Source organism: Pantoea sp. CFSAN033090, from assembly GCF_001264395.1.
GTDB lineage: Bacteria > Pseudomonadota > Gammaproteobacteria > Enterobacterales > Enterobacteriaceae > Pantoea > Pantoea agglomerans.
The window spans coordinates 58,575-82,124 of sequence record NZ_LGYX01000021.1 but is presented as its reverse complement, the minus strand read 5'-3'; the positions used below and the strand labels follow the sequence as shown (position 1 = coordinate 82,124).

Annotated in this window: 19 protein-coding genes and 1 pseudogene; 12 read left to right on the top strand and 8 right to left on the bottom strand. The window is 55.2% G+C overall.

Annotation, left to right across the window (positions count from 1 at the left end; translation table 11 throughout):
* Positions 1-228: 228 nt before the first annotated feature.
* Positions 229-1,119, top strand: coding sequence for a hypothetical protein (locus AFL22_RS17475; RefSeq protein WP_052271815.1), 891 nt, complete (start codon positions 229-231; stop codon positions 1,117-1,119).
* A gap of 275 nt (positions 1,120-1,394) precedes the next feature.
* On the opposite strand, the gene AFL22_RS17470 is transcribed toward AFL22_RS17475, so the two are convergent.
* Both AFL22_RS17470 and AFL22_RS24660 read right to left on the bottom strand, forming a co-directional pair.
* Complete coding sequence (locus tag AFL22_RS17470) at positions 1,395-1,736, bottom strand: helix-turn-helix domain-containing protein (protein ID WP_241773194.1); 342 nt, start codon at positions 1,734-1,736, stop codon at positions 1,395-1,397.
* 304 nt (positions 1,737-2,040) lie between these two features.
* Complete coding sequence (locus AFL22_RS24660; RefSeq protein WP_263293121.1) at positions 2,041-2,163, bottom strand: hypothetical protein; 123 nt, start codon at positions 2,161-2,163, stop codon at positions 2,041-2,043.
* A 156-nt stretch (positions 2,164-2,319) separates the two neighbouring features.
* Here AFL22_RS24660 and AFL22_RS17465 point away from each other — a divergent pair, with 156 nt between their 5' ends.
* The gene (locus tag AFL22_RS17465; protein WP_010244562.1) at positions 2,320-2,523 is read left to right on the top strand and encodes a hypothetical protein; all 204 of its coding nucleotides are present in this window, start codon (positions 2,320-2,322) and stop codon (positions 2,521-2,523) included.
* Positions 2,524-2,609: 86 nt separating this feature from the next.
* Here the strand turns inward: AFL22_RS17465 and AFL22_RS24545 are convergent.
* Positions 2,610-2,872, bottom strand: a pseudogene (locus AFL22_RS24545) (Arm DNA-binding domain-containing protein); the annotation flags it as partial.
* A 174-nt stretch (positions 2,873-3,046) separates the two neighbouring features.
* On the opposite strand from AFL22_RS24545, the gene sapC reads away from it, so the two are divergent.
* From sapC to AFL22_RS17435, 5 genes are all read left to right on the top strand, one after another.
* On the top strand, positions 3,047-3,937 hold the full coding sequence (gene sapC / locus AFL22_RS17455; protein WP_010670235.1) for a putrescine export ABC transporter permease SapC: 891 nt from the start codon (positions 3,047-3,049) through the stop codon (positions 3,935-3,937).
* Positions 3,938-4,933, top strand: a complete 996-nt coding sequence (sapD, locus tag AFL22_RS17450; RefSeq protein ID WP_010244553.1) for a putrescine export ABC transporter ATP-binding protein SapD — start codon at positions 3,938-3,940, stop codon at positions 4,931-4,933.
* Position 4,934: 1 nt separating this feature from the next.
* Entirely contained in the window at positions 4,935-5,738 is an 804-nt protein-coding gene (gene sapF / locus AFL22_RS17445) for a putrescine export ABC transporter ATP-binding protein SapF (RefSeq protein WP_010244550.1), read from the top strand.
* A gap of 141 nt (positions 5,739-5,879) precedes the next feature.
* A complete protein-coding gene (gene fabI, locus AFL22_RS17440; RefSeq protein WP_010244547.1) occupies positions 5,880-6,668 on the top strand; it encodes an enoyl-ACP reductase FabI in 789 nt (262 codons plus the stop codon).
* Positions 6,669-6,885: 217 nt separating this feature from the next.
* A complete protein-coding gene (locus AFL22_RS17435) occupies positions 6,886-7,998 on the top strand; it encodes an oxidoreductase (RefSeq protein ID WP_052271813.1) in 1,113 nt (370 codons plus the stop codon).
* 4 nt (positions 7,999-8,002) lie between these two features.
* On the opposite strand, the gene AFL22_RS17430 is transcribed toward AFL22_RS17435, so the two are convergent.
* From AFL22_RS17430 to AFL22_RS17415, 4 genes are all read right to left on the bottom strand, one after another.
* The gene (locus AFL22_RS17430) at positions 8,003-8,899 is read right to left on the bottom strand and encodes a LysR family transcriptional regulator (RefSeq protein ID WP_031591567.1); all 897 of its coding nucleotides are present in this window, start codon (positions 8,897-8,899) and stop codon (positions 8,003-8,005) included.
* 191 nt (positions 8,900-9,090) lie between these two features.
* Complete coding sequence (locus tag AFL22_RS17425; protein ID WP_052271812.1) at positions 9,091-9,822, bottom strand: YoaK family protein; 732 nt, start codon at positions 9,820-9,822, stop codon at positions 9,091-9,093.
* 151 nt (positions 9,823-9,973) lie between these two features.
* Positions 9,974-11,518, bottom strand: a complete 1,545-nt coding sequence (locus AFL22_RS17420; RefSeq protein WP_033757823.1) for a methyl-accepting chemotaxis protein — start codon at positions 11,516-11,518, stop codon at positions 9,974-9,976.
* A 186-nt stretch (positions 11,519-11,704) separates the two neighbouring features.
* Positions 11,705-13,291, bottom strand: coding sequence for a PTS transporter subunit EIIC (locus AFL22_RS17415; RefSeq protein ID WP_052271811.1), 1,587 nt, complete (start codon positions 13,289-13,291; stop codon positions 11,705-11,707).
* Between the two features lie 261 nt (positions 13,292-13,552).
* Here AFL22_RS17415 and AFL22_RS17410 point away from each other — a divergent pair, with 261 nt between their 5' ends.
* From AFL22_RS17410 to pdeR, 5 genes are all read left to right on the top strand, one after another.
* Complete coding sequence (locus AFL22_RS17410; protein ID WP_033757827.1) at positions 13,553-15,856, top strand: FdhF/YdeP family oxidoreductase; 2,304 nt, start codon at positions 13,553-13,555, stop codon at positions 15,854-15,856.
* A gap of 112 nt (positions 15,857-15,968) precedes the next feature.
* Positions 15,969-17,903, top strand: a complete 1,935-nt coding sequence (locus AFL22_RS17405; RefSeq protein WP_052271810.1) for an exoribonuclease II — start codon at positions 15,969-15,971, stop codon at positions 17,901-17,903.
* 201 nt (positions 17,904-18,104) lie between these two features.
* The gene (locus AFL22_RS17400) at positions 18,105-20,174 is read left to right on the top strand and encodes a carbon starvation CstA family protein (protein ID WP_010244523.1); all 2,070 of its coding nucleotides are present in this window, start codon (positions 18,105-18,107) and stop codon (positions 20,172-20,174) included.
* Positions 20,167-20,457: a CstA-like transporter-associated (seleno)protein gene (locus AFL22_RS17395; RefSeq protein WP_010670244.1), complete on the top strand. Its 291-nt coding sequence runs from the start codon at positions 20,167-20,169 to the stop codon at positions 20,455-20,457. The genes AFL22_RS17400 and AFL22_RS17395 overlap by 8 nt, the downstream gene beginning before the upstream one ends.
* 159 nt (positions 20,458-20,616) lie before the next feature.
* Positions 20,617-22,602: a cyclic di-GMP phosphodiesterase gene (gene pdeR / locus AFL22_RS17390; protein ID WP_010244518.1), complete on the top strand. Its 1,986-nt coding sequence runs from the start codon at positions 20,617-20,619 to the stop codon at positions 22,600-22,602.
* 12 nt (positions 22,603-22,614) lie between these two features.
* On the opposite strand, the gene AFL22_RS17385 is transcribed toward pdeR, so the two are convergent.
* Complete coding sequence (locus AFL22_RS17385) at positions 22,615-23,481, bottom strand: crotonase/enoyl-CoA hydratase family protein (protein ID WP_003853843.1); 867 nt, start codon at positions 23,479-23,481, stop codon at positions 22,615-22,617.
* Positions 23,482-23,550 lie beyond the last annotated feature (69 nt).

The window sequence follows — 23,550 nt, the reverse complement described above, 5'->3', positions numbered from 1 at the left end:
GCAGCCCTCACAAATATAAAGCAATAAAACGACATCGCTTGATAGATTCTTGATATTTCCTTGCCTTTACGTTGATAAAAAAAATACATAATGCCCTGATTAAAATGTCACAGCAGAGACCATCTGTCCGGAATTAGTGACAGGAAAAGATAGCATAGGGTGGCTGACATTCAGGAGCCATCTTTTTAACTCGCTTTATCAGAACAACTATCAGGTTTAACATTTTATATGAGCCACTTCAAAAGAATACTTTACGGCTGGGAAAAATCCGACGCTGGCATTTATGAGCACTGTTTTAACCGTTTTGGCGGGAGTGTTAATATGCATCCTGACGTGATCAGGTTTTTCTCATCTCACACAGGTCATGAGGCAACGTATTTTCATAAAGAAAAGCAAGGTGGCTATATTGCCGCGTATGCCCTGCTGGGTCACACTCGGATAGGTGTCGATCAATGGAAAAAATTCCCGCTATCTTATGATGAGATCATGGTGCCAGCGGCTAAAAATGCTTCTATGTGTTTCCCTGAAAGAACCAATAAAATGTCACATTTCAACAAGCACAACTTCATAAATTTTAACTTTTCTTTTGCCCGAAAAAATAAAGTGTGCTTTGTAAAAGAGAGCTATTCAGTTAAAACAGAAAAGAATCGCCGCAACGAATACAACCGGTTCATACGTGCGGGTGGCCGCTGCTGTGATATGAATCAATTCAGCCCTGAAGAGCTGGCAGACTATTATATCTTCCTTTTTAAATCCCGTTTTCCTGACAACATAACCTGTTATTCCAGAGAGAACCTGATCACGCTTATCATTGCCATGAAAAGGATGCTCTTCGGCTATATTCTTTTTGTAGGGAACGAGCCGTGCGCGATGGATCTGCTCTTCATGGCTGAGAGTGAACACATTATCTATTTTGATGTGCCAAACGGCGGCGTTAACAAGAAATATTCAGACCTTAGTCCGGGTAGTTTACTTATGTGGAAAAACATTGGTGCGGCAAGGGACTACTGTAAGCAGATGGGCAAGGAGATGAGGCTTTCAATCGGTTCACTTGATAAAGAATGGACGTATAAGCTTCGCTGGGCGGATGTGCACTCCACGGGGAAAACAATTTTTTAATCTTTCTTAGGAATCAGGCTTATTTTCTGCAACAGAGCGGCTGAAAATTAGCACAAAACCGCGCGTTCCTGAATTGCCAGGCACCCATGAAGGGTGTTTAACGAGAAAACGTTTAATCTCAGGGCCGATTTTAATTTTTTATGCATCGCGGTCCTTCCCCGCCGTCCTGTAGATAATAATTTGCTGCGGATGCAATCAGGTAAACCTACGGCATTATGTAAGCTCTCAATCGCTGCCTGAAAATGGCGTCATCGCTGGGAAAGCAGAGAGAGTTTTTATCTGATTTTTTTTGCAGCATCAGTGATTCGCCAGATGCCGGGAGGCATACCAAAATGTCGTGAGAAGGCGCGAGTGAACGTTTGCTGTGAGTCGTAGTTGAACTGATCAGCCACCTCTGCAATAGTGGCTTCAGTAAACCTTAAACTCAGCGAGGCCGCCTGCATTCTGGTGTTATTAATATATTTCCCGAGGCTGACTCCGCAATGCTTTGTGAACATTCTGTTAAGGTACCATTTTGAATATCCACTTTTTTTAGCCACTTTATCCAGGCTTATTTTTTCATCCGTATGATCATCAATCCATTTTATTAATGCATTAAAGAAGTTTTTATCTGTCATGCCATCCCCCTTTTGCGTTTTTTGCGGTCTCTTTTAATTCAAATCCATTGTCACACAAAATTTAATTCTATATTGATCGTTTGCAATTCCCTTGTCTAAGCTCCTTTCATTTTATTCTCGCCACCGATTTATCTCCTTTAGTAAAGAGTTCACTCTCAGGACGCGACTATCCCTCAAAGTCATCAATGAACAATCAGGAAATGATGAAGAATCTGTCAATGTTGCACAAAAAGTGATCTCTGTTGAGGCGAACGTCTTAGGTGTTGGATTATCCGTCTTCCGTGGAAGATTTACGGTGTATTACTCATGCAGCATCATGAACGATTTCCTGTGCGGGTTCCGGCAGGGTTTCAGTAGTGAGCCATTCGCGCATAGCATCTGCACCTGAAATCGCCAGGCGGGCATGCTTCCACAGCGGTCTGAACACCGGGACACCTGAAGCCAGCCGGTAATCGCGCGTAATATCGGAATCAGGTAATTCACTGAGATGCCTGATATTTTCAGGATAGGCTAAAATTCTTTATGTAAGAGTCAGCAACAAACCTCGCGGTAACGACGCGGTTTATCAGAAAGAGGACGAAAAATGAAATTCGCTGTAATTTTTGAAGATACCGGCGTTGAAGAGGAACATGAGTTTGACACCAAACCTGTTGCCGGAGATTTAGTAACATTAACGCGCGATGGGATAGGTAAAGATTATATCGTTATCATTGAGCCGGATCCTGACCACACCCATGACGATGGGCCTGACGGACACCCGACAAAGGCCAGGGTCCGGCCAGCGTAGCCTCCGCTAAGATCTACTCCGCCGCCCAACAGGGCGGTTTTTATTGCCTGTTATCCGGAGGTGAATATGACTTTTATCAGGCTGTTCAGGATGATATGCCGACGCGGATCATAACCCTTTGCAATCCAGAGCCGAAATTGCTGACGCCGTTTCCTTGCCTGTAACAGGGATATCGACGGATAATCCCCTGTAGTCAGTTGACGGGCTAAGCCTCCCAGCGCTAACGGTAGAAAAATGGCACGTTGCCTCAAATGGAGAGCCTGATATTCAGTCCGTACGAGTCGAAGATAACCTCTGCTTTGTCGCGGCGCTTACCCAGCGCTTTCCTGAGCTTAGTGTCTGTCTGCAATGTGTACATCTTTTTTGCGTCTACGCAGAGAAGCACACTAAACACATAAATTAACGCTACTCAGAGTCAGCCATGATAAAGAAACATAAAGCATGTCCTTAGGATAACCCTCTGATATGAATGATTTTTATAAAGAAACGTTGTCCGAACTCAAGCACAATAAAGTGAAAGCGTATGCCCTCCGATAATATCTACGCCGAGAAACGCCTGCCCAGCGCGTTTCGTCAGAGCTGGCACCATTTCTATGGCAACCCGATTTCGATGGTCGGGCTGTATGGCTTTGGCGCACTGCTGCTGCTCTGTCTGTTTGGCGGGCTGATAGCGCCATACGATATCGATCAGCAGTTCCTGGGTTATCAGTTGCTGCCGCCGTCCTGGTCACACTACGGCGATGTCTCCTTCTTTCTCGGCACTGACGATCTGGGCCGGGATGTGCTGAGCCGCCTGCTGAGCGGTGCGGGCCCGACGGTGGGTTCGGCGATTCTGGTGACGCTGTTCGCCACGCTTGGCGCGCTGGTGCTGGGCGTACTGGCGGGCATGACGCATGGCATACGCTCGGCGGTGATGAACCACGTGCTGGACACCCTGCTCTCTATTCCGTCGCTGTTACTGGCGATTATCGTGGTGGCGTTTCTCGGACCGCGACTCGAGCATGCATTGCTGGCAGTCTGGCTGGCGCTGATTCCACGTCTGGTGCGCGAGATTTACAGTGCCGTGCATGATGAGCTGGAAAAAGAGTATGTGGTGGCGGCACGTCTTGACGGTGCCAGAGGCCGCAACATCCTGCGCTACGCCATTTTGCCTAACATTTTACCGTTGCTGATCACCGAAATTACCCGCGCGCTATCGATGGCGATTCTGGATATTGCCGCACTCGGATTTCTCGATCTGGGCGCGCAGCTGCCTTCGCCCGAATGGGGAGCGATGCTGGGTGATTCGCTGGAGCTGATCTACGTCGCCCCCTGGACCGTTATGCTGCCGGGTGTGGCGCTGATGGTCAGCGTATTAATTGTTAACCTGCTCGGTGACGGCATCCGTCGCGCCGTCGAAGCGGGAGTGGAATAAATGCCGTTACTCGATATCCGTAATCTGACCATTGAATTTATGACCGCTGACGGACCGGTCAAAGCGGTCGATCGCGTCAATCTGACGCTGGGCGAAGGTGAAATCCGTGGCCTGGTCGGTGAGTCCGGCTCCGGTAAGAGTCTGGTTGCCAAGGCGATCTGCGGCGTAACTAACGATAACTGGCGTGTCACCGCCGATCGCATGGTATTTGATGATGTCGACCTGCTGCGCCTGTCGTCGCGCGAGCGCCGCCGCATTATCGGACATAACGTCTCGATGATTTTTCAGGAGCCGCAATCCTGTCTGGATCCCTCTGAAAGCATCGGTCGTCAGCTGATGCAGGTGATCCCGCGCTGGACGTATAAAGGTCCGTGGCTGAAACGCTTCTGGTTCTGGCGCAAAACCCGCGCCATCGAACTGCTGCATCGCGTCGGCATTAAAGATCACAAAGATATAATGCGCAGCTTCCCCTATGAGCTGACCGAAGGCGAATGCCAGAAAGTCATGATCGCGATTGCGCTGGCTAATCAGCCGCGTCTGCTGATTGCCGATGAGCCGACGAATGCCATGGAACCCACTACGCAGGCGCAGATTTTCCGCCTGCTGAGCCGTCTCAACCAGAATAACAACACCACCATTCTGTTGATCAGTCATGACCTGCGCACCATGAGCCAGTGGGCGGACCGTATCAACGTGATGTACTGTGGTCAGACGGTAGAAACCGCCCAGAGCGAAGATTTAATGAGTACGCCGCACCATCCTTATACTCAGGCGCTGATTCGGGCGATGCCCGATTTTGGACGATCCCTGCCGCACAAAAGCCGTCTCAATACCCTGTCAGGGGCGATCCCGTCGCTGGAGAGCCTGCCGATTGGCTGTCGTCTGGGGCCACGTTGCCCTTATGCGCAGCGCAAATGTATTGAAACGCCACGGCTCACCGGCAGCAAAACGCATCTTTATGCCTGTCATTTCCCGCTGAATATGGAGGGCCAGTAGCATGGAGACCCTGCTGGAAGTGCGCAACCTGAGTAAAACCTTTCGCTATCGCACGGGCCTGTTCCGCCGTCAGCACGTTGAGGCGGTGAAGTCGGTCAGTTTTACCCTACGCGAGAGGCAGACGCTGGCGATAATCGGCGAAAATGGCTCCGGCAAGTCCACGCTGGCGAAGATGCTCAGCGGCATGGTCGCCCCTACCGAAGGTGAGATTCTGATAGACGATCATCCGCTGACCTTTGGCGATTATGGCTATCGCAGTCAGCGCATCCGCATGATTTTCCAGGATCCCTCAACCTCACTGAATCCGCGTCAGCGTATCAGTCAGATCCTGGAGTTCCCGCTGCGGCTTAATACCGATCTCAGCGCGGAGGATCGCGAAAAGCGCATTATCGCCACCCTGCGTCAGGTGGGATTACTGCGCGATCACGCCGGCTATTATCCGCACATGCTGGCACCCGGTCAGAAGCAGCGACTGGGTCTGGCCCGCGCGTTGATTTTGCAACCCAAAGTGATCGTGGCTGATGAAGCGCTGGCCTCGCTGGATATGACGATGCGTTCCCAACTGGTGAATCTGATGCTGGAACTGCAGGAGAAGCATGGGATCGCTTACATTTATGTTACCCAGCATCTGGGAATGATGAAGCACATCAGCGATAAGGTGCTGGTGATGCATCAGGGCGAAGTGGTCGAGCGGGGCGGCACCGCTGATGTACTGGCCTCCCCGCTACACGATCTGACCCGACGACTGATCAGCAGCCACTTTGGCGAAGCATTGAGTGCCGAAGCCTGGCGGCGCGAGCGTTGATTTTTGCTGCATATCGCGGAAATTGCGGGCCGATTTACCTGATTTATGAGAGACGTGCTAGAATCCGCACGTCGATTAACGTCGGTCGCTTACTTTTTAACCATGCGGCCGCCAACTACAATGACCATAAGGATTACAGCTATGGGTTTTCTTTCCGGTAAGCGCATTCTGATTACTGGCGTTGCCAGTAAACTTTCCATCGCCTACGGTATTGCACAGGCGATGCACAAACAGGGCGCAGAACTGGCTTTCACCTACCAGAACGACAAATTAAAAGGTCGTGTGGAAGAGTTTGCCAAAGATTTGGGTTCAGACATCGTGCTGCCATGTGACGTAGCCGAAGATGAGAGCATCAAATCTCTGTTCACTGAACTGGCAAAAACCTGGCCGAAATTTGACGGTTTCGTTCACTCTATCGGTTTCGCCCCTGGCGAACAGCTGGTTGGCGACTACGTGAACGCCGTTACCCGCGAAGGCTTTAAAATCGCGCATGACATCAGTGCTTACAGCTTCGTCGCGATGGCCAAAGAGTGCCGCGAGATGCTGAATCCACACTCTGCGCTGCTGACCCTCTCTTACCTGGGTGCTGAGCGCGCGATCCCGAACTACAACGTGATGGGTCTGGCGAAAGCGTCGCTGGAAGCCAACGTGCGCTACATGGCAAACGCCATGGGCCCGGAAGGCGTGCGTGTTAACGCCGTTTCTGCCGGTCCAATCCGCACCCTGGCAGCATCAGGCATCAAAGATTTCCGTAAGATGCTGGCACACTGCGAAGCGGTCACCCCGATTCGCCGTACCGTTACCATCGAAGATGTCGGCAACTCAGCAGCATTCCTCTGCTCTGACCTGGCTGGCGGCATCACCGGTGAAGTGGTACACGTTGATGGCGGCTTCAGCATCGCCGCAATGAACGAACTGGAACTGAAATAAGTTCTGCAAGGGCGAGCCTGGCTCGCCCTTCTCTTTGCTCCCGCCTCGCCCTTCCTGCCTGATTTCTCTGCCGTTATACCGTAACGCTATTAATTATCACCGATCAATCTTTTGCCTTGGACTGGCCATCAGCGACGATAAGCCTGCCCTTCGGTTTATGCACATTTTCAGATTCTGCCGCCTGCATACCGAACCCGAATTTGCAAAAGGATTGATCATGGAACAACGCCGCTATCCGGGCCATAACCACTGGTTTTACGAGAGCCAGACCAGTCCACGTACCTCACAGGCCGCACCGCTGGTGCCAGAGGCCGCCCATATCGATGACCGCTTTTTGCTGGGATGTTACGCCGATGACAACGTGGTGCAGTCACTGCTGCGCACCAATCAGCCGGCCCTGCTGGCGGCGCGCGATCTGGCACAGCTGCTGTTCCCCGATCGCGTCGTCACCACTCTCACACACACCTTAACGCTTTACGATCGCCTCAGCACGGCGCTGACTGTGGCGCAGGTGGCGGGTGTACAGCGGCTGTGTAATCACTACTCTGCCCGCCTCAATCCGTTGCCCGGGCCCGACTCCTCACGTGAAAGTAATAATCGCCTGACCCAGATTACGCAGTATGCACGCCAGCTGGCGATGCAGCCTGAGCTGATCAGCGCCAGCGCAATCACCGCCCTGGATGCGGTCGGCCTGACAGAGCCTGATATTGTGACGCTGAATCAGGTGATCGGCTTTGTCAGTTATCAGGCGCGGGTGGTCGCCGGTTTACAGGCGCTGCAGGCCCAGCCGGTACGCTGGCTGCCCGGCAGCACTGCACCACCCGATGCTGAGGCCGCAGGTTTTGATCAGCCTGCCCGCTGGCAGCCGGTGCTGAAACCACTGGAGTTGCGTTATGCCAGTGCTGAGCAGCTCGCTGCTATTACCCGCTGTCAGTCACTGCCGGGAATGCAGGACGCGGTATGGCTGCTGGCCCACGATCCCTCGGTGCTCTATGGCTGGGCGCAACTGCGTCAGCATCTCACTCAGGACAATACCCTGGCAGAAGCGACGGCCGCCCGGATTCTGGGCAGTCGCTGGGCGTTCCGGCTGCTGGCCGGAAATGAGATGTTAATAGAGGGCGTGGATGATGCTGGGGCAAAAGACCAGGAGCAGCAGATTATTGCGCTGGCGGCGCAGCTGACCCGTTCGCCAGAGCGTTTCAGCGCGGCCCATCTGCAACCGCTAATGGAGGCGGGTTGGGAGGCTGATGCACTGTTCGCGCTGATGCAGAGTGTTGCCATAGGCAACTGGAACAGCCGCCTGTTTTACGCACTGGGCGAATCGCAGTAGCCGGCTAAACCGGCAGCAGACCGCGCGCTTCGTCGAAAAAGTGCTGTGCCAGCGGTGTGGCACGGCCAGGCTCAGCGATGACCAGCGCCGCCTGGCGCGCCATCGGCGGCAGCGTGATGGCGCGCTGCTGCAGCCCCTGTAATGAAGCGGCCAGCAGATGACCGACCGGCGACACCAGCAGCCCCAGGCCGACCTGCGCGCACTGCATCAGCTGCATGACAGAGGCGCTCTCCACGATCACCCGGGGCACCAGCGCCGCTTCACGAAACGCCATATCGAGATAACGCCGGAAATAACGCGTCGGCTCCGCCAGGCAGAGCGGCTGTTGTGCCACTTCATCAAGCGTCAGCGCGGTTTCCCCCACCAGCTCAGGAAAATGGTCGGGATGGAATATGGCTTCAACGCCCCGATCTGCCAGCATCTCGGTCTGAAAATGGAGTTCACGCAGGGTTGCCATCTCGAAAAAACCGATCCCGACATCCACGGTGTGGCTGTTGAGTGCTTCCAGCAACTGGTCAGCACTGAGTACCGCAATGCGATAGTCGAGCTGAGGATAACGCGCCTGCACCGCTTTCAGCAGCAGCGGCAGTGCCATACTGCACTGCGGCACCACGCCAACCCGCAGCGTACCGTTCACCCCATGCTTCAGCGATTCCACTTCAAGCTTCAGCCCCTGATAGACCGAAACAATTTCCCGCGCCCACGCCAGCACACGGTCGCCCTCTGGGGTAAATCCGGCAAAGTTATTGCTGCGGTTAATCAGCGGCAGGCCCAGCTCGCGCTCAAGATTTTTCAGGCGCATAGAGAGGGTTGGCTGTGTAACAAAACTGGCTTCCGCGGCCCGCCCGAAATGGCGTTCACGCTCCAGGTTACACAAGTAAATGAGTTGTTTAATGTCGATGTTAATTATCCATCAGCAGGTTGAAGGCTGTTCGCATTACTGTCTCGTTCGCAGGATCAACCAGAGTATAAGGCTGAATGTTACCCCGCGCAGGCTAGGATGTTTTAACCGCACGGTTCATTTGCGCAGGCGGATCGATGAAATCAGGACTCCGCGCCGCCCTGGTTTACGCATCAGTGAGGGTTGCGCACTTAAATCATCGCGCCCTGTTGTTTTGCTGGCTTAGTAAAGATGGCATTCAGCGCCAGACAGATTAAACCAAACCCTACTGGCAGCAGGAAATCGTAGCTAAGCAGCCGGTAAAGCCCGATTCCGGCTATCCCTCCTGCAAGGAAAGAAAGCAGGGTCAGACAGTGCAGTCGCAGCCGGCTCAGATAGAGCGGCGCCTCTTTCGGTGACGCTGTGCGCCGCAGCACCTCAAACAGCATTGCCAGCTCAATCCCGATATCGGTCGCCGTGCCGGAGATATGGGTGGTGCGAACGCGGGCATTGGAGATCCGCGTCACCACCGCATTCTGCAGCCCCATTAAAAAGCTCAGGCTCATGATCAACACTACACCGGGCGACTGCGGCGGAAAGTGATTTTCAATCACCCCCAGTGCAATCAGCGCGCTGCCCTCAATCAGGATGACAAAGGCATAGATGGTGCGGATATTTCTGCGGTGCCCGGCATTAATGATCAGCGTTGAAAACAGGGAACCCGCAATAAACAGAAGAACAATCGACAGAAAAAACAGGCCAGGCCCCAGATTCGCTTTTGCCAGGTGATCGGACAGCAGCGAGACATTCCCGGTCATGTTGGCTGAAAAAAAACCGACGATCTCAAAGGCTGCGGTATTCAGTGCGCCTGCGGCAGCGGCAAGCGTGCAGGCCAGTCGGGTATCCGCGCTGTTGCTGCGGGCACTTTCCGTGCTGATTAGCATGACCACCCCATATTTACTGGAAAGCCTTATAATCCGCCGATTAGCCCTGCGCCACAAGGCACTGAATCAAACTCTCCCTTCTCTGCCGGGCATTACTCAGCATCGGGGCTCCGGACTCCGCGCTGCATAAACTCAGCGCGGAGAGCCCTGATTAACTGTTTGCCAGACGGAAGGTGGAGACCGACTGCGTCAGATACTGCACCTGCTCTTCCAGCGAGGCAGATGCCGCGGCAGACTCCTGCACCAGCGCCGAGTTCTGCTGTGTGACGCTGTCCATCTCGGTAACCGCCTGCTCAATCTGACCGATACCGCGACTCTGTTCATCAGAAGCGGTTGAGATGTGCTCCATCAGCAGATTCACGCGGCTGACAGAGGAGATAATGGCGCTCATCGCCTCACCGGTCCGGCTGACCTGATCGGAACCGGCGTGGATGATCGAAACAGATTCCGCAATCAGCCCCTCAATCTCTTTGGCTGCGGTAGCGCTGCGCTGGGCCAGATTACGGACTTCCCCTGCCACCACCGCAAAACCGCGACCCTGTTCACCCGCCCTGGCGGCTTCCACTGCCGCGTTCAGCGCCAGAATATTGGTCTGGAAGGCGATGCTGTCGATCACGGTGGTGATCTCCTCGATCTTCTTCGAGCTGGCATTAATCAGCGCCATCGATGTCACCACTTCCTGCGAGACCTTTTCGCCGCTTTCCGCGTTTTTCACCGCTTCACTGGTCAGGCGGCAGGCTTCAAAGACGTTTTCAGTGTTCTGTTTCACCGTTGCGCCCAGCTGCTCCATGCTGGCAGCGGTTTCCGTCAGCGCGGCAGCCTGCTGTTCTGTTCGCGAGGCGAGATCGATGTTGCCCGCCGCAATCTCCTGAGAGGCGGTGGAGACTGAGCGGGTTGAATCGCGCACCTGGAGAATAATGGCGGTCAGCGCGCTGCGCATCTGCTCCAGCGAGCCCATCAGCAACTGAATTTCACTGCGCGAACCGGCTTTGACCGGCACCGTGGTATCCAGGACGCCCGCCGCAATCAGCTTGCAGTGTTCCTGCGCATCATTGATCGGCGAAAGCACATAGCGCTTCATGAAGATGTAAATGGCGACGATGATGGCGAAAAACAGCACCCCAAACAGCCCCAGCAGGGTAATGCCGGAGGTGAAGTGACTCTGTGCATCGCTGTTAAGTTTTTTGGCATAGGTTTCATGCTGGGCCAGCACCCGGTCCAGAATGATTTCATATTGACGATCAAGGCGAACCACGGTGGCAATCTGATTTTTAAAGCGCACCTGATCGTGCGCCTCTGCCGCCTCAATCAACGGCTGTAAACCCTGCTGACGATAGGCCTGATAAGCCTGGCTATAGGCGTCGGCTTCCGCCTCTTCGCCCGGCAGACGCGGCGCGTTCATATAGGCCTGAAATGCAGCATCCGCTTTGCTGGCCACGGTCCGAACGCTGTCCAGCGTGGCGGGATTATTTGCGTCACTGCCCTCAATCTCCTTCATGTACTCCATCAGACGCACACGCAGCGTGCGGCTGTGGTTGATTGGGTCAATCACCGAGAGCACCACACGGATCTCTTTATTAACCGCATTCAGCGAGTGATTGCTCTGAATCAGCAGCCAGGTACTGATTGCCACGCTGGTAAGAAACAGCGCCAGCAGGAAGGAGAAGATAATCAGGGAGGATTTTTTTAACGACATCGCGGTGTTCCGAAAAGTAAGAGGATTAGTCGCTATATCGGCAGAAAGGTACGGCCCATTAGGGCTGGGCTTTTTTTAGTTACAATAAGCGGGACGGCAGCGGCGAGAGTGCCCTGGCGAACAGGCGCTAACCGCCCACGGGCGTCGGACGGTTAGCGTTGTGACGAAGAGTGAAACAGGCTGCCGTTAAGCGACGCCCAGCGCCATTTTTACCTCGTTGGCGATCTTCTCGACCTGCGGGCCGTAGATCACCTGAATGTCGTGCTCGCTGACGCGATTGACCCCGTTGGCACCGGTGCTCATCAGCGTCTGATCGACCACCTGATTCATCTCCCTGACCCGCACGCGCAGCCGGGTAAAGCAGCAATCGACATCCTCGATATTGGCCTGCCCGCCCAGCCCGCTGATAATCACCTGAGTTCGTTCATCCGCGGCGACCTGTTGCGGTTTCTCATCCTCCGATTCACGGCCCGGCGTTTCAACATTCATCCGGGTTATCACCAGCCGGAAAGCGTAGTAGTAGATCGGCGCATAGATCACGCCCAGCGCCAGCGTCCACCACCAGTGGGTTTTTGCCCCGCCCAGCATGCCGAACACCACCAGGTCGATAACACCGCCCTGCACGTTGCCAATCATCAGATGCAGCATCGACATCAGCATAAACGACAGGCCGGTCAGGAAAGCGTGCAGCAGATAGAGCACCGGCGAGACAAAGATAAAGCAGAACTCCAGCGGTTCGGTGATGCCGGTGGTGAAGGAGGTCAGCGCCCCCGCCATGACCAGTGCTTTGACCCGCTGTTTATGCTCGGGTCGGGCGGTGTGATAGATCGCCAGCGCCGCGGCGGGCAGGCCGAACATCATCACCGGAATCTTGCCCTGCGCCAGGAACTGCGTGGCGGTGCGCAGCGTCTCATCGGGGATCGATCCCGGATGAGTCAGCGACGCGTTGAAAATGTTCAGTGCACCAACCACGGTCTGGCCATCGACCACCGCCATGCCGCCAATAGGCGTGAAACGCACGGTCTCGTTAAGGATGTGATGCAGGCCGGTGGGGATCAGGATGCGCTCAAAGGCCCCCAGCAGAAAAGCGCCATACTGCCCGCTTTTGCCAATCATCTGTCCAATCCAGGCGATACCGTCACCAATGGTAGGCCAGATCAGCGCCAGCAATACTCCAATCAGTGGCAGACAGACCACGGTCACAATCGGCACAAAACGCCGTCCGCCAAAGAAGCTGATCGCGGTAGGCAATTGCTGGGTATAAAAGCGATTGTGCAGCGCCACCGTTACCAGTCCGGCAATCACCCCGCCCAGTACGCTCATGTTGTAGGTAAAGACGCCCAGCATGTTGATATATTCCGCCGAGGTCATCATGGCGGTGGTCTGATCCATCCCCGCCTGCTGCAGGGCTGCAGGTGTAGTGGTGGCGGCGGTGATCCCCTTGGCCGCCAGCGTCGCGCTGATACCAACGTTCATCACGATATAGCCAATCACCGCGGCAAAGGCGGCGGTAGGTTTTTCCGCTTTCGCCAGTCCGATGGCACTCGCTACCGCAAAGAAGACCGGCAGATTAGCGAATAGCGCTCCGGCAACCTTGCGAATAAAGCCGATAATTAACTGCGGCACCTGCATCTGCGCAAAGGCATCGCCGGTGACCGCCGGGTTCTGCATGGCCGCCGCCAGCCCAAGGAAGATACCTGCGGCAGCGATGACCGAGATTGGCATCATCAACGCTTTGCCAAATGCATGAATCTGGCTGGTCAGCTGTTTCATGGAGTCGTGCCCTCTCTGATTGTGAACAGCAAGTATTAGCCTGTTGTCGGGAGAACTCCCGTTATCAGCAGGTTAAAGGCGGGTAAAATCTGACCAGCATCACATTTCTGGCTTATGCACGATAAACGCCAGCTATCGCACCATTAAGTCAATCAATTAGACAAGGTATGAGGATAGCTGCAGACTTCCTTTCACCATCAGGATATAACCTGATAACAAACACCAAACAATAATTCCTACTATAAAAAGCCTGCACTCAATATGAAATTTAAACGCCAAATCAAACCCTATCGCGCGGCAGCGGGCGGCTGGGGTTCACTGGAAGCCACCACGCGTTTCGTTCTTGACAGCAAAGCGGCCCTGAAAAATATGCGCAACCTGATGCGCATGAACAAAGCACGCGGTTTTGACTGTCCAGGCTGCGCCTGGGGTGATGACAATAAAAGTACCTTCAGCTTCTGCGAGAATGGCGCCAAAGCGGTGACCTGGGAAGCGACACGCCGGATGGTCGACACCGACTTTTTCGCTAAACACAGCGTGACCACGCTCTATACCCAGAGTGACTACTTCCTGGAGTATCAGGGACGCCTGACTCATCCGCTGCGCTACAACGCGGAAACCGATCACTACGAGCCCATCAGCTGGGATGATGCGTTTGCGCTGATCGCGCAGCACATCAAGGCGATGGATCATCCGGATCAGATGGAGCTTTACACCTCCGGTCGCGCCAGCAATGAAGCCTCCTGGCTCTATCAGCTGTTTGGTCGCCTGATGGGGACCAATAACTTCCCTGACTGCTCCAATATGTGCCACGAAGCCAGCGGCACCGGCCTGAAGCGCAGCATTGGCGTCGGTAAAGGCACCATTCGTCTGGATGATTTCGACCACGCAGATGCCATTTTTGTCTTCGGTCAGAATCCCGGCACTAACCATCCGCGTATGCTGCACAGCCTGCGTCACGCTGCCGATCACGGTGCGAAAATCGTCACCTTTAATACCCTGCGTGAACGCGGTCTGGAACGTTTTGCCGATCCGCAGAAACCGCTGGAAGTGGTGACTTCGAAAGCGGGCAACATCAGCTCCTCCTATTACCAGCCGAACCTGGGCGGTGATATGGCAGCGGTGCGCGGCATGGTGAAATCCCTGCTGGAAACCCACCGCGCGCGTCTGGCGGCTGGTGAAAGCGGCCTGTTCGATCAAACCTTTATCAATGCTAAAACCAACGGCATTGAGGCGTATCTCGACGCCGTGGATAACACCAGCTGGATGCAGATTGTGGCGCAGTCGGGCCTGACGCAGGCGCAGATCCGTGAAGCCGCGGCGATCTACCAGAGCGCTGACCGGGTGATCTGTACCTGGGCGATGGGTATCACCCAGCACAAACACTCTGTCGACACGGTGCGCGAGATCACCAACCTGCAGTTGCTGTTTGGCCAGTTGGGTAAAAAAGGCGCAGGCCTCTGCCCGGTTCGTGGTCACAGTAATGTGCAGGGCAACCGCACCATGGGCATCGATGAGAAACCGGCGAAAGCCTTCCTGGATGCGCTGGGGAATCATTTCAATTTCGAGCCCCCGCGTGCGGCAGGCCACAACACCGTGGAAGCGCTGAACGCCATGCTGCGTGATGAAGTGAAAGTGCTGATCGCGCTGGGTGGCAACCTGGCGGCGGCCGCACCCGACTCACCGCGCACCGAAGAGGCGATGTCACGCTGTGGTCTGACCGTGCATATCAGCACCAAACTGAACCGCAGCCATCTGGTGCCGGGTCACGATGGGCTGATTCTGCCGACGCTGGGCCGCACCGAGCGCGATCTGCAGGCCACCGGCAATCAGTTTATTACCGTGGAAGACTCTTTCAGCATGGTGCACGCCTCTGAAGGGATCGGTATTCCGCTGGCGGAAACACAGCGTTCAGAGACCTGGATTGTTGCCGGTATCGCTGAGGCGGTGCTGGGTGATGAAAAAGTGAAATGGCGCGAGCTGGCGGGTGATTATAACCTGATCCGTGAGCATATCGCCGCGACGATCCCGGGCTTTGCCGACTTTAACGCCAAATGTGACATCCCGGGCGGTTTCTATCTGGGCAACGCAGCAGCCGAGTTGCGCTTCAATACCCCGAGCCAGAAAGCGGAATTTAACGCCTCAGCGCTGCCGACCTCACTGTTCCCGAATCTTGATCAGGACGTGCCTTTTACCCTGCAGACACTGCGTTCGCACGACCAGTACAACACCACCATTTACGGCCTCGATGACCGTTACCGTGGCGTGTTTGGTCAGCGTGAAGTGGTGTTCATCAACCCGGACGATATGGCAGACCTGGGCTTTACCGAAGGCCAGAATGTCGATATCGAAACGCTGTGGAATGATGGCATTACCCGTCGCGTCAGCGGATTCAAACTGGTTCCCTACAATATTCCGCGCGGTAACCTGGCGGCCTATTATCCGGAAACCAACCCGCTGGTGCCGCTGAACAGCTTTGGTGATGACAGTGGTACACCGACCTCAAAATCGGTGCCGGTGAAGCTGGAACTTTCTGAGGCACTGGCCGATCAGCGCATCGCCTGACAGCCCTTTCACTCCCCCCTAAAAAGCCGGCTCGTCCGGCTTTTTGCCTTGCCGCGCGACGTCGATTCGCGTAAAACTGTCAGCCGCAATCAGCCAACGAAACGTAAAAATTATGTTCCAGGATAACCCGCTGCTCGCGCAGCTGAAAGAGAAGCTCCATTCGCAAACGCCTCGTGCTGAAGGCGTCGTAAAAGGCACTGAAAAAGGCTTCGGCTTTCTGGAAGTCGATGCGCAAAAAAGTTACTTCATTCCGCCACCGCAGATGAAGAAAGTGATGCACGGCGATCGCATCACCGCCGTGATCCACAGCGATAAAGATCGCGAAAGCGCTGAGCCGGAAACCCTGGTTGAGCCGTTCCTGAGCCGCTTTGTTGGCCGGGTACAGAAGAAAGACGATCGCCTGTCGATTGTGCCGGATCATCCCCTGCTGAAGGATGCGATCCAGTGTCGCCCTGCGCGCGATGTCAGCCATGAGTTTGAAAATGGTGACTGGGCCGTGGCGGAGATGCGTCGCCATCCGCTGAAAGGCGATCGCGGCTTTTATGCCGAACTTACCGATTTTATTGTCAAAGCTGATGACCATCTGGCGCCGTGGTGGGTGACGCTGTCGCGTCATAACCTTGAGCGTGAAGCGCCCGATGTCAGTTTTGGCGAGATGATGGATGAAAATCTGACGCGTGAAGATCTGACCGCGCTGGATTTCGTTACCATCGACAGCGCCAGCACCCAGGATATGGATGATGCGCTCTTTGCGGAAGCACTGGACGATGGCGCCCTGCGTCTGACCATCGCTATCGCCGACCCTACTGCCTATGTGCCGGAAGGCAGTCAGCTCGATAAGCTGGCGGCGCAGCGTGCGTTTACCAACTACCTGCCGGGCTTTAACATCCCGATGCTGCCGCGCGAACTCTCTGATGATGTCTGCTCGCTGCGTCCGAATGTGCGCCGTCCGGCCCTGGCCTGCCGCGTAACCGTGGCAGCCGATGGCAGCTTAGGTGATGACGTTGAGTTCTTTGCCGCCTGGATCGAATCCAAAGCCAAGCTGGCGTATGACGACGTCTCTGACTGGCTGGAAAACAGCGGCTCATGGCAGCCGGAAAGTGAGGAGATTGCTGAACAGATTCGCCTGCTGCATCGCCTCTGCCTGGCGCGCAGCGAATGGCGTCAGACCCACGCGCTGGTGTTTAAAGATCGCCCGGATTACCGCTTCCTGCTGGGTGAAAAAGGTGAAGTGCTGGAGATCGTGGCTGAACCGCGCCGCATCGCTAACCGCATTGTTGAAGAGTCTATGATTCTGGCCAACGTCTGCGCGGCGAAAGTGCTGCGTGACCGTCTCGGTTTTGGTATCTACAACGTCCATGCCGGTTTCGATGCCACCAATGCTGAACAGGCCGCGGCCGTGCTGGCCAACCATGGTATTACCGTGGATGCGCAGGCGATCACTACGCTGGAAGGTTTCCGCGTGCTGCGTCGTGAGCTTGATGCCCAGCCGACCCAGTTCCTCGACAGCCGGATCCGTCGCTTCCAGACCTTCGCTGAGATCAGCACCGAGCCTGGCCCGCACTTTGGCCTGGGACTTGAGGCTTACGCCACATGGACCTCACCGATTCGTAAGTTCGGCGACATGGTCAACCATCGTCTGCTGAAAGCGATTATTCGCGGTGAGCAGATCGCTCGTCCGGATGATGCGCTGACGGTGACGATGAGTGAGCGCCGCCGCCTGAACCGCATGGCGGAACGTGATGTTGGCGACTGGCTCTACGCCCGTTATCTGGCACCGTTTGCAGCAACCGACCGTCGCTTCAGCGCCGAGATTATCGATGTGTCACGTGGTGGCATGCGTGTTCGCCTGCTGGAGTTTGGCGCGGTCGCCTTTATCCCGGCGCCGTTCATTCACGCGGTGCGTGATGAGCTGGTCTGCAGCCAGGAAAATGGCAGCGTTCAGATTAAAGGCGAAGTGGTTTACCGTGTGACCGATGTGATTGATGTCACCATCGCCGAAGTCCGCATGGAAACCCGCAGCGTCGTGGCGCGTCCCGCCGTCTGAGTAGTGATGTTCTGAGCAGTCAATCGGGCGGGATAACTCCGGTTATCCCGTCTGTTTCCACCCCGCCCGCATTGCAAAAAAGTTAAATTTGTACCCCGCTTCACACTTCTCCACTGATTAACTTTCACTTACATTCCATTACATTAAGTTTGACTCGTTGTTTTCGATCGCTTTCCTCTCGGTCCTCACAAGGAGTTAGTCATGAAAAACGTCAAAACCAGTGCGATCTGGTTAGTGGTGGCGTTAATCGGCGCGGGCGCTTTCGCCATGCTGGCCCTCAGCCGCGGCGAACACGTCAACGCAGTCTGGCTGGTGATAGCCGCTGTCGCCTGTTACAGCATCGCTTATCGCTTCTACAGCCTGTTTATCGCCCGCAATATTTTCGAACTGGACGACCGCCGGATGACGCCTGCCGAGCGGCTGAGCGACGGGCTCGATTATGTCCCGACCAATAAATGGGTGCTGTTTGGTCACCACTTTGCGGCTATTGCCGGTGCCGGCCCGCTGGTGGGTCCGATTCTGGCGGCGCAGATGGGCTTTCTGCCGGGCACCATCTGGATCCTGGTCGGGGTGATGCTGGCGGGTGCGGTACAGGATTTCCTGATCCTGTTTATCTCAACCCGTCGTGATGGCCGTTCACTGGGCGAGATGGCGCGGCAGGAGCTGGGTGCGTTTGCCGGTGTGGTGACCATGCTCGGCGCGCTGGGCGTCATGATCATTATCCTGTCGGCGCTGGCGCTGGTGGTGGTCAAGGCGCTGGCGAACAGCCCGTGGGGACTATTTACCATCGCGGCCACCATTCCGATTGCGCTGTTTATGGGCGTCTACATGCGCTTTATCCGGCCCGGTAAAATCGCCGAAGTGTCGTTAATTGGCTTTGTGCTGATGATGGCGGCGATTATCTATGGCGGTGACGTAGCCCAGCATCCTTACTGGGGGCCCTTCTTTACCCTGAAAGGCACCTCACTGACCTGGGTGCTGGTGATCTACGGCTTTATTGCCTCCGTGCTGCCGGTCTGGCTGCTGCTGGCTCCGCGTGACTACCTTTCGACCTTTCTTAAAATCGGCGTGATTGTCGGGCTGGCGGTGGGGATTGTCTTTGCCATGCCAGAGATGAAAATGCCGGCGGTCACCAAATTTATCGACGGCACCGGCCCGGTCTTCTCCGGCGCGATGTTCCCGTTCCTGTTTATTACTATTGCCTGCGGCGCCATCTCCGGCTTCCATGCGCTGGTCTCCAGCGGCACCACGCCAAAACTGGTGGAGCGGGAAAGTCATATCCGCTTTATTGGCTATGGCGCGATGCTGATGGAATCCTTTGTGGCGATCATGGCGCTGATTTGTGCCTCGGTGCTCGATCCGGGCGTCTACTTTGCCATGAACTCCCCGGCTGCGCTGATTGGTACCACCGTTGAAAGCGCCTCTCAGGTGATCAACGGCTGGGGCTTTGTCGTCACGCCGGAAATGCTGAGCGGCATCGCCCGTGACGTGGGTGAAGGCTCGATCCTGTCCCGCGCAGGCGGCGCGCCAACCTTCGCGGTGGGAATGGCCCACATCATTACCGAGATCTTTAACAGCCGGGCGATGATGGCGTTCTGGTATCACTTCGCCATTCTGTTTGAAGCGCTGTTCATTCTGACGGCGGTCGATGCCGGTACCCGCGCCTGCCGCTTTATGGTGCAGGATCTGGCAGGCACCGTGGTGCCTTCTATGGCGAATAACCGCTCCTGGCTGGGCAATATGGCCGGCACGACCGTGGCGGTCGCGGGCTGGGGCTTCTTTGTCTATCAGGGCGTGGTCGATCCGCTCGGCGGCATTAACACTCTGTGGCCGCTGTTTGGTATCGGCAATCAGATGCTGGCGTCCATGGCGCTGATCCTCGGCACCGTGGTGCTGTTTAAAATGAAAAAGCAGCGTTACGCCTGGGTGACTATCCTGCCAACTGTCTGGCTGTTTATCACCTCGATGACTGCAGGCTGGCAGAAAATCTTCCATGAAAAACCGTCGATTGGCTTCCTGGCGCAGGCGAATAAGTTCCGCAAAGGGCTGGATGAAGGCGTGATCATCGCCCCGGCAAAAAGCGTGGCGGATATGCAGACCATCGTCTTCAGCAATCAGATTAACGCGGCCCTGTGCGCCTTCTTTATGCTGGTGGCGGTCACGATGCTCATCTCTGCGTTCTTTGTCATTCGCCGGGCGCTGCGCAGCGATCTTCCTACTACGCATGAGTCCGTTGTGACGCTGCGCAACAAGGAGGTGCGTCATGTCTGATGCTATTCATCAGTCCCGGCGTCCGCAGGGAGAGTGGCAGATTATCCGCTGCCAGCCTGCCGCCGCCCCACAGCCACAGACATTCAGCTGGCGGGGATTCTGGCGCGGCCTGCAACAGTGTTTTCGCTTAATGGTCGGGGTGCAGGATTATCAAAAATATCTGCAGCATATGCGACTCCATCATCCCGATCAGCCGCCGATGAATGAGCGCGATTTCCACCGTTACTGTCTGGATGCCCGCTTCCCCAGCCAGGCAGGCAAACTGGGTAAATGTCCCTGCTGACCGCACTAAACAGCCCCGCACTGTCGGGGCTTTTTTGTGCCATTCTTATCTGGATGGGAAAATATATTCGGTTTGCATCTTGTACTGGCGTCAGATGATGAATACTGTTGCTAAAATAATGAGATAACGCCTGCAGAGCACTTCCCGGAGGAAGTTTCCATGACCGATGAACAAGGGCAAACGTTGTTGTACACCCTTTTCGGTACAACCAGCCCTCATTGGCGTCTGACCGCGGACAGCGATGCGTTGCATTTTGCCGAAGATGAGTCGTCACAAACTAATATCGCCCTGCCGTTAACCCCCGGCCAGGCAGCCATGATACGCGCGATGCCGGTCATCACTTCAAGCATCAATCTGACCATGACGCTGCAGGGCATTGATGTTCCGATGCATTTTGTCGGACGCAAAGTGAACCAGGCGACCTGGGCAGGAACCGCTTCTGCCTGGGGCGATACCTCAGCGGTCGCCCGCGACTTAACCCTGGGTCTTTCATTCGCCGAACAGGTGGTTTCTGAAGCCAACTCGGTGATTGTGATCCTCGATCAGCGCGGCAATATTCAGCGTTTTAACCGTCTTAGTGAAGAATATACCGGTCTGAATGAGCATGAGGTTATTGGCCGTAACGTCTTTCAGCTCTTTATGACCAAACAGGAGGCCTCTCAGTCACGACGCAACATCGCGGGCTTCTTCCGTGACGGCAACTCCTATGAGGTGGAGCGCTGGGTTAAAACCAAAAAAGGTCAGCGACTGTTTCTGTTTCGTAATAAGTTTGTTCACAGCGGCAGTGGCAAAAATGAAATTTTCCTCATCTGTTCTGGCACCGACATAACCGAGGAGCGACGCGCCCAGGAACGCCTCCGGGTGCTGGCAAACACCGATACGGTGACCGGTTTGCCTAATCGCAACGCAATTCATCAACAGATTAGCCTGGCGCTGGAGCGATCTGAGCGCGATGAGACCGGCGTGGTCTACCTCGATCTCGATAATTTCAAAAAAGTGAACGACGCCTACGGTCATATGTTCGGCGATCAGTTACTGCAGGCGGTTTCACTGGCGATTCTTAGCTGTCTGGGTAAAGACCAGACTCTGGGCCGGCTGGGTGGCGATGAGTTTGTGGTGCTGGCTGAGCACACCAGCCAGGCTGCGCTGGAGGCGATGTCCTCCCGCATTCTTGAGCGCCTGCGTCAGCCTTTCCGTATCGGACTAATCGAAGTGTACAGCGGCTGCTCTATCGGGATCGCTTTCGCGCCGCTGCATGGTGAAGATCGCGAGAGCCTTATTCGCAATGCTGACACCGCGATGTATCACGCCAAAGAGAACGGTCGTGGCAAGTTCTGTGTCTTCGCGGCAGAGATGAACCAGCGGGTCTTTGAGTACCTGTGGCTGGACACCAATCTGCGTAAAGCGCTGGAGCTGGATCACCTGCTGGTGCATTACCAGCCGAAAATCGACAGTGATGGTGAAGTCCGCAGCGCCGAAGCGCTGGTACGCTGGAACTCACCCGAGCGCGGCCTGGTCTCCCCTGCTGATTTCATTCCCTATGCCGAAGAGTCGGGACTGATTGTGCCGCTGGGACGCTGGGTCATGCTCAATGTGCTGAAACAGATTATCGTCTGGCGCCAGCAGGGCATTTTTCTGCGCGTCGCCGTCAACGTGTCGGCACGTCAGCTGATTGATCAAAGCATCTATACTGACCTGAAACAGGCGCTGCATGAGGCGAATATCACCGACTGTCCTATCGATATTGAGCTCACAGAAAGCTGCCTGATTGAGAATGAAGCTGAAGCCCTGCGGCTGATGAAGCAGTTTCAGGAGCTGGGCGCACAGGTTCATCTGGATGACTTCGGCACGGGTTACTCATCGCTTTCTCAGCTCGCACGAGTGCCGATCAATGCCATCAAGCTCGACCAAAGCTTTATCCGCGATATTAATAAACAGCCCGTCTCACAATCGCTGGTACGAGCTATTGTCGCCGTCGCCAAGGCGCTCGATTTGCAGGTGATTGCAGAGGGTATTGAGACCCCGGATGAAGAGAAGTTTGTCCTTAACAGTGGTGTCGATGGGCGTCAGGGCTACTACTACGCAAAACCAATGCCCGCGGAACAGTTTGGGCATTGGCTGGCTAAGCATCCTGCCCGCGTTTAACGCTAATTCAGATTAACCCGCTTTACGCAGTGATGCGCTGTGGCGGTTTTGTAACTGAACCAGGCGTTCCATGTAAGCAATGTCTTTAGGTTCGATGGTAAAGGCGTAATCGACCCAATCTTCGGTAATATCCATCAGCTCAGCGCGTGACAATTGCAGCACGCGCTGACGCGCTTTCAGCATAGCCCGCACGCCATTGAGTTTAGGACGTAACGTATCGATAAAGGTGCGGGTGGCGCGGTAACTGTCGCCAGGCTGGAAGACTTTATCCACCAGTCCGCGCGTTTCATACCACTCTGCGCTGTGGGACTCCCCTTCACAAATCAACTCCTCTGCCAGTTTCATGCCGGAACGACGCGCGACCAGTGAGTAGCCGCCCATGCCGGGAAAGAGGTTAAAAGCAATTTCCGGAAAGCCCATCCGCGCGTTGTTCTGCGCCAGAATGAAGTGATGCGCCAGCGCCGCTTCGAATCCGCCGCCTAACGCACTGCCCTCAATCATCGCCAGCGTCACCGCGCCGGTATCAAATCCCCGTGCTGCCGAATGGATGCAGTCAACGCAGGCACGGGCATAGGCCCGCAGCGCCTCACGGCGGTTATTGCGAATGCACTCGACAAAGAAGCGCAGATCGCCACCGGCGTTGAACATCTGTGGCACCAGAGAGCCGGTAACCCAGAAGTCGATCGGCAGACCGGAACGCTGAGCGGCGTAGCTCAGATTCATGATCTCCTCAATCAGTTCATGGTTGAAGCTCGGACGGGGCTGTGCACGCAACATCATCCACATAGTACGACGCCCTTCTTCGTAATAGGCGACTAACTGCGTGGTGTTGCCGACTTCGGTAAATAATCTGCACGTTGCTTGGTTAATAACTGTCATTGTCTCATCCTCTGTTTATATTTGATGCGTTAAATACGCCACATCAGCGTAATGCAGAGTGAGGCCAGA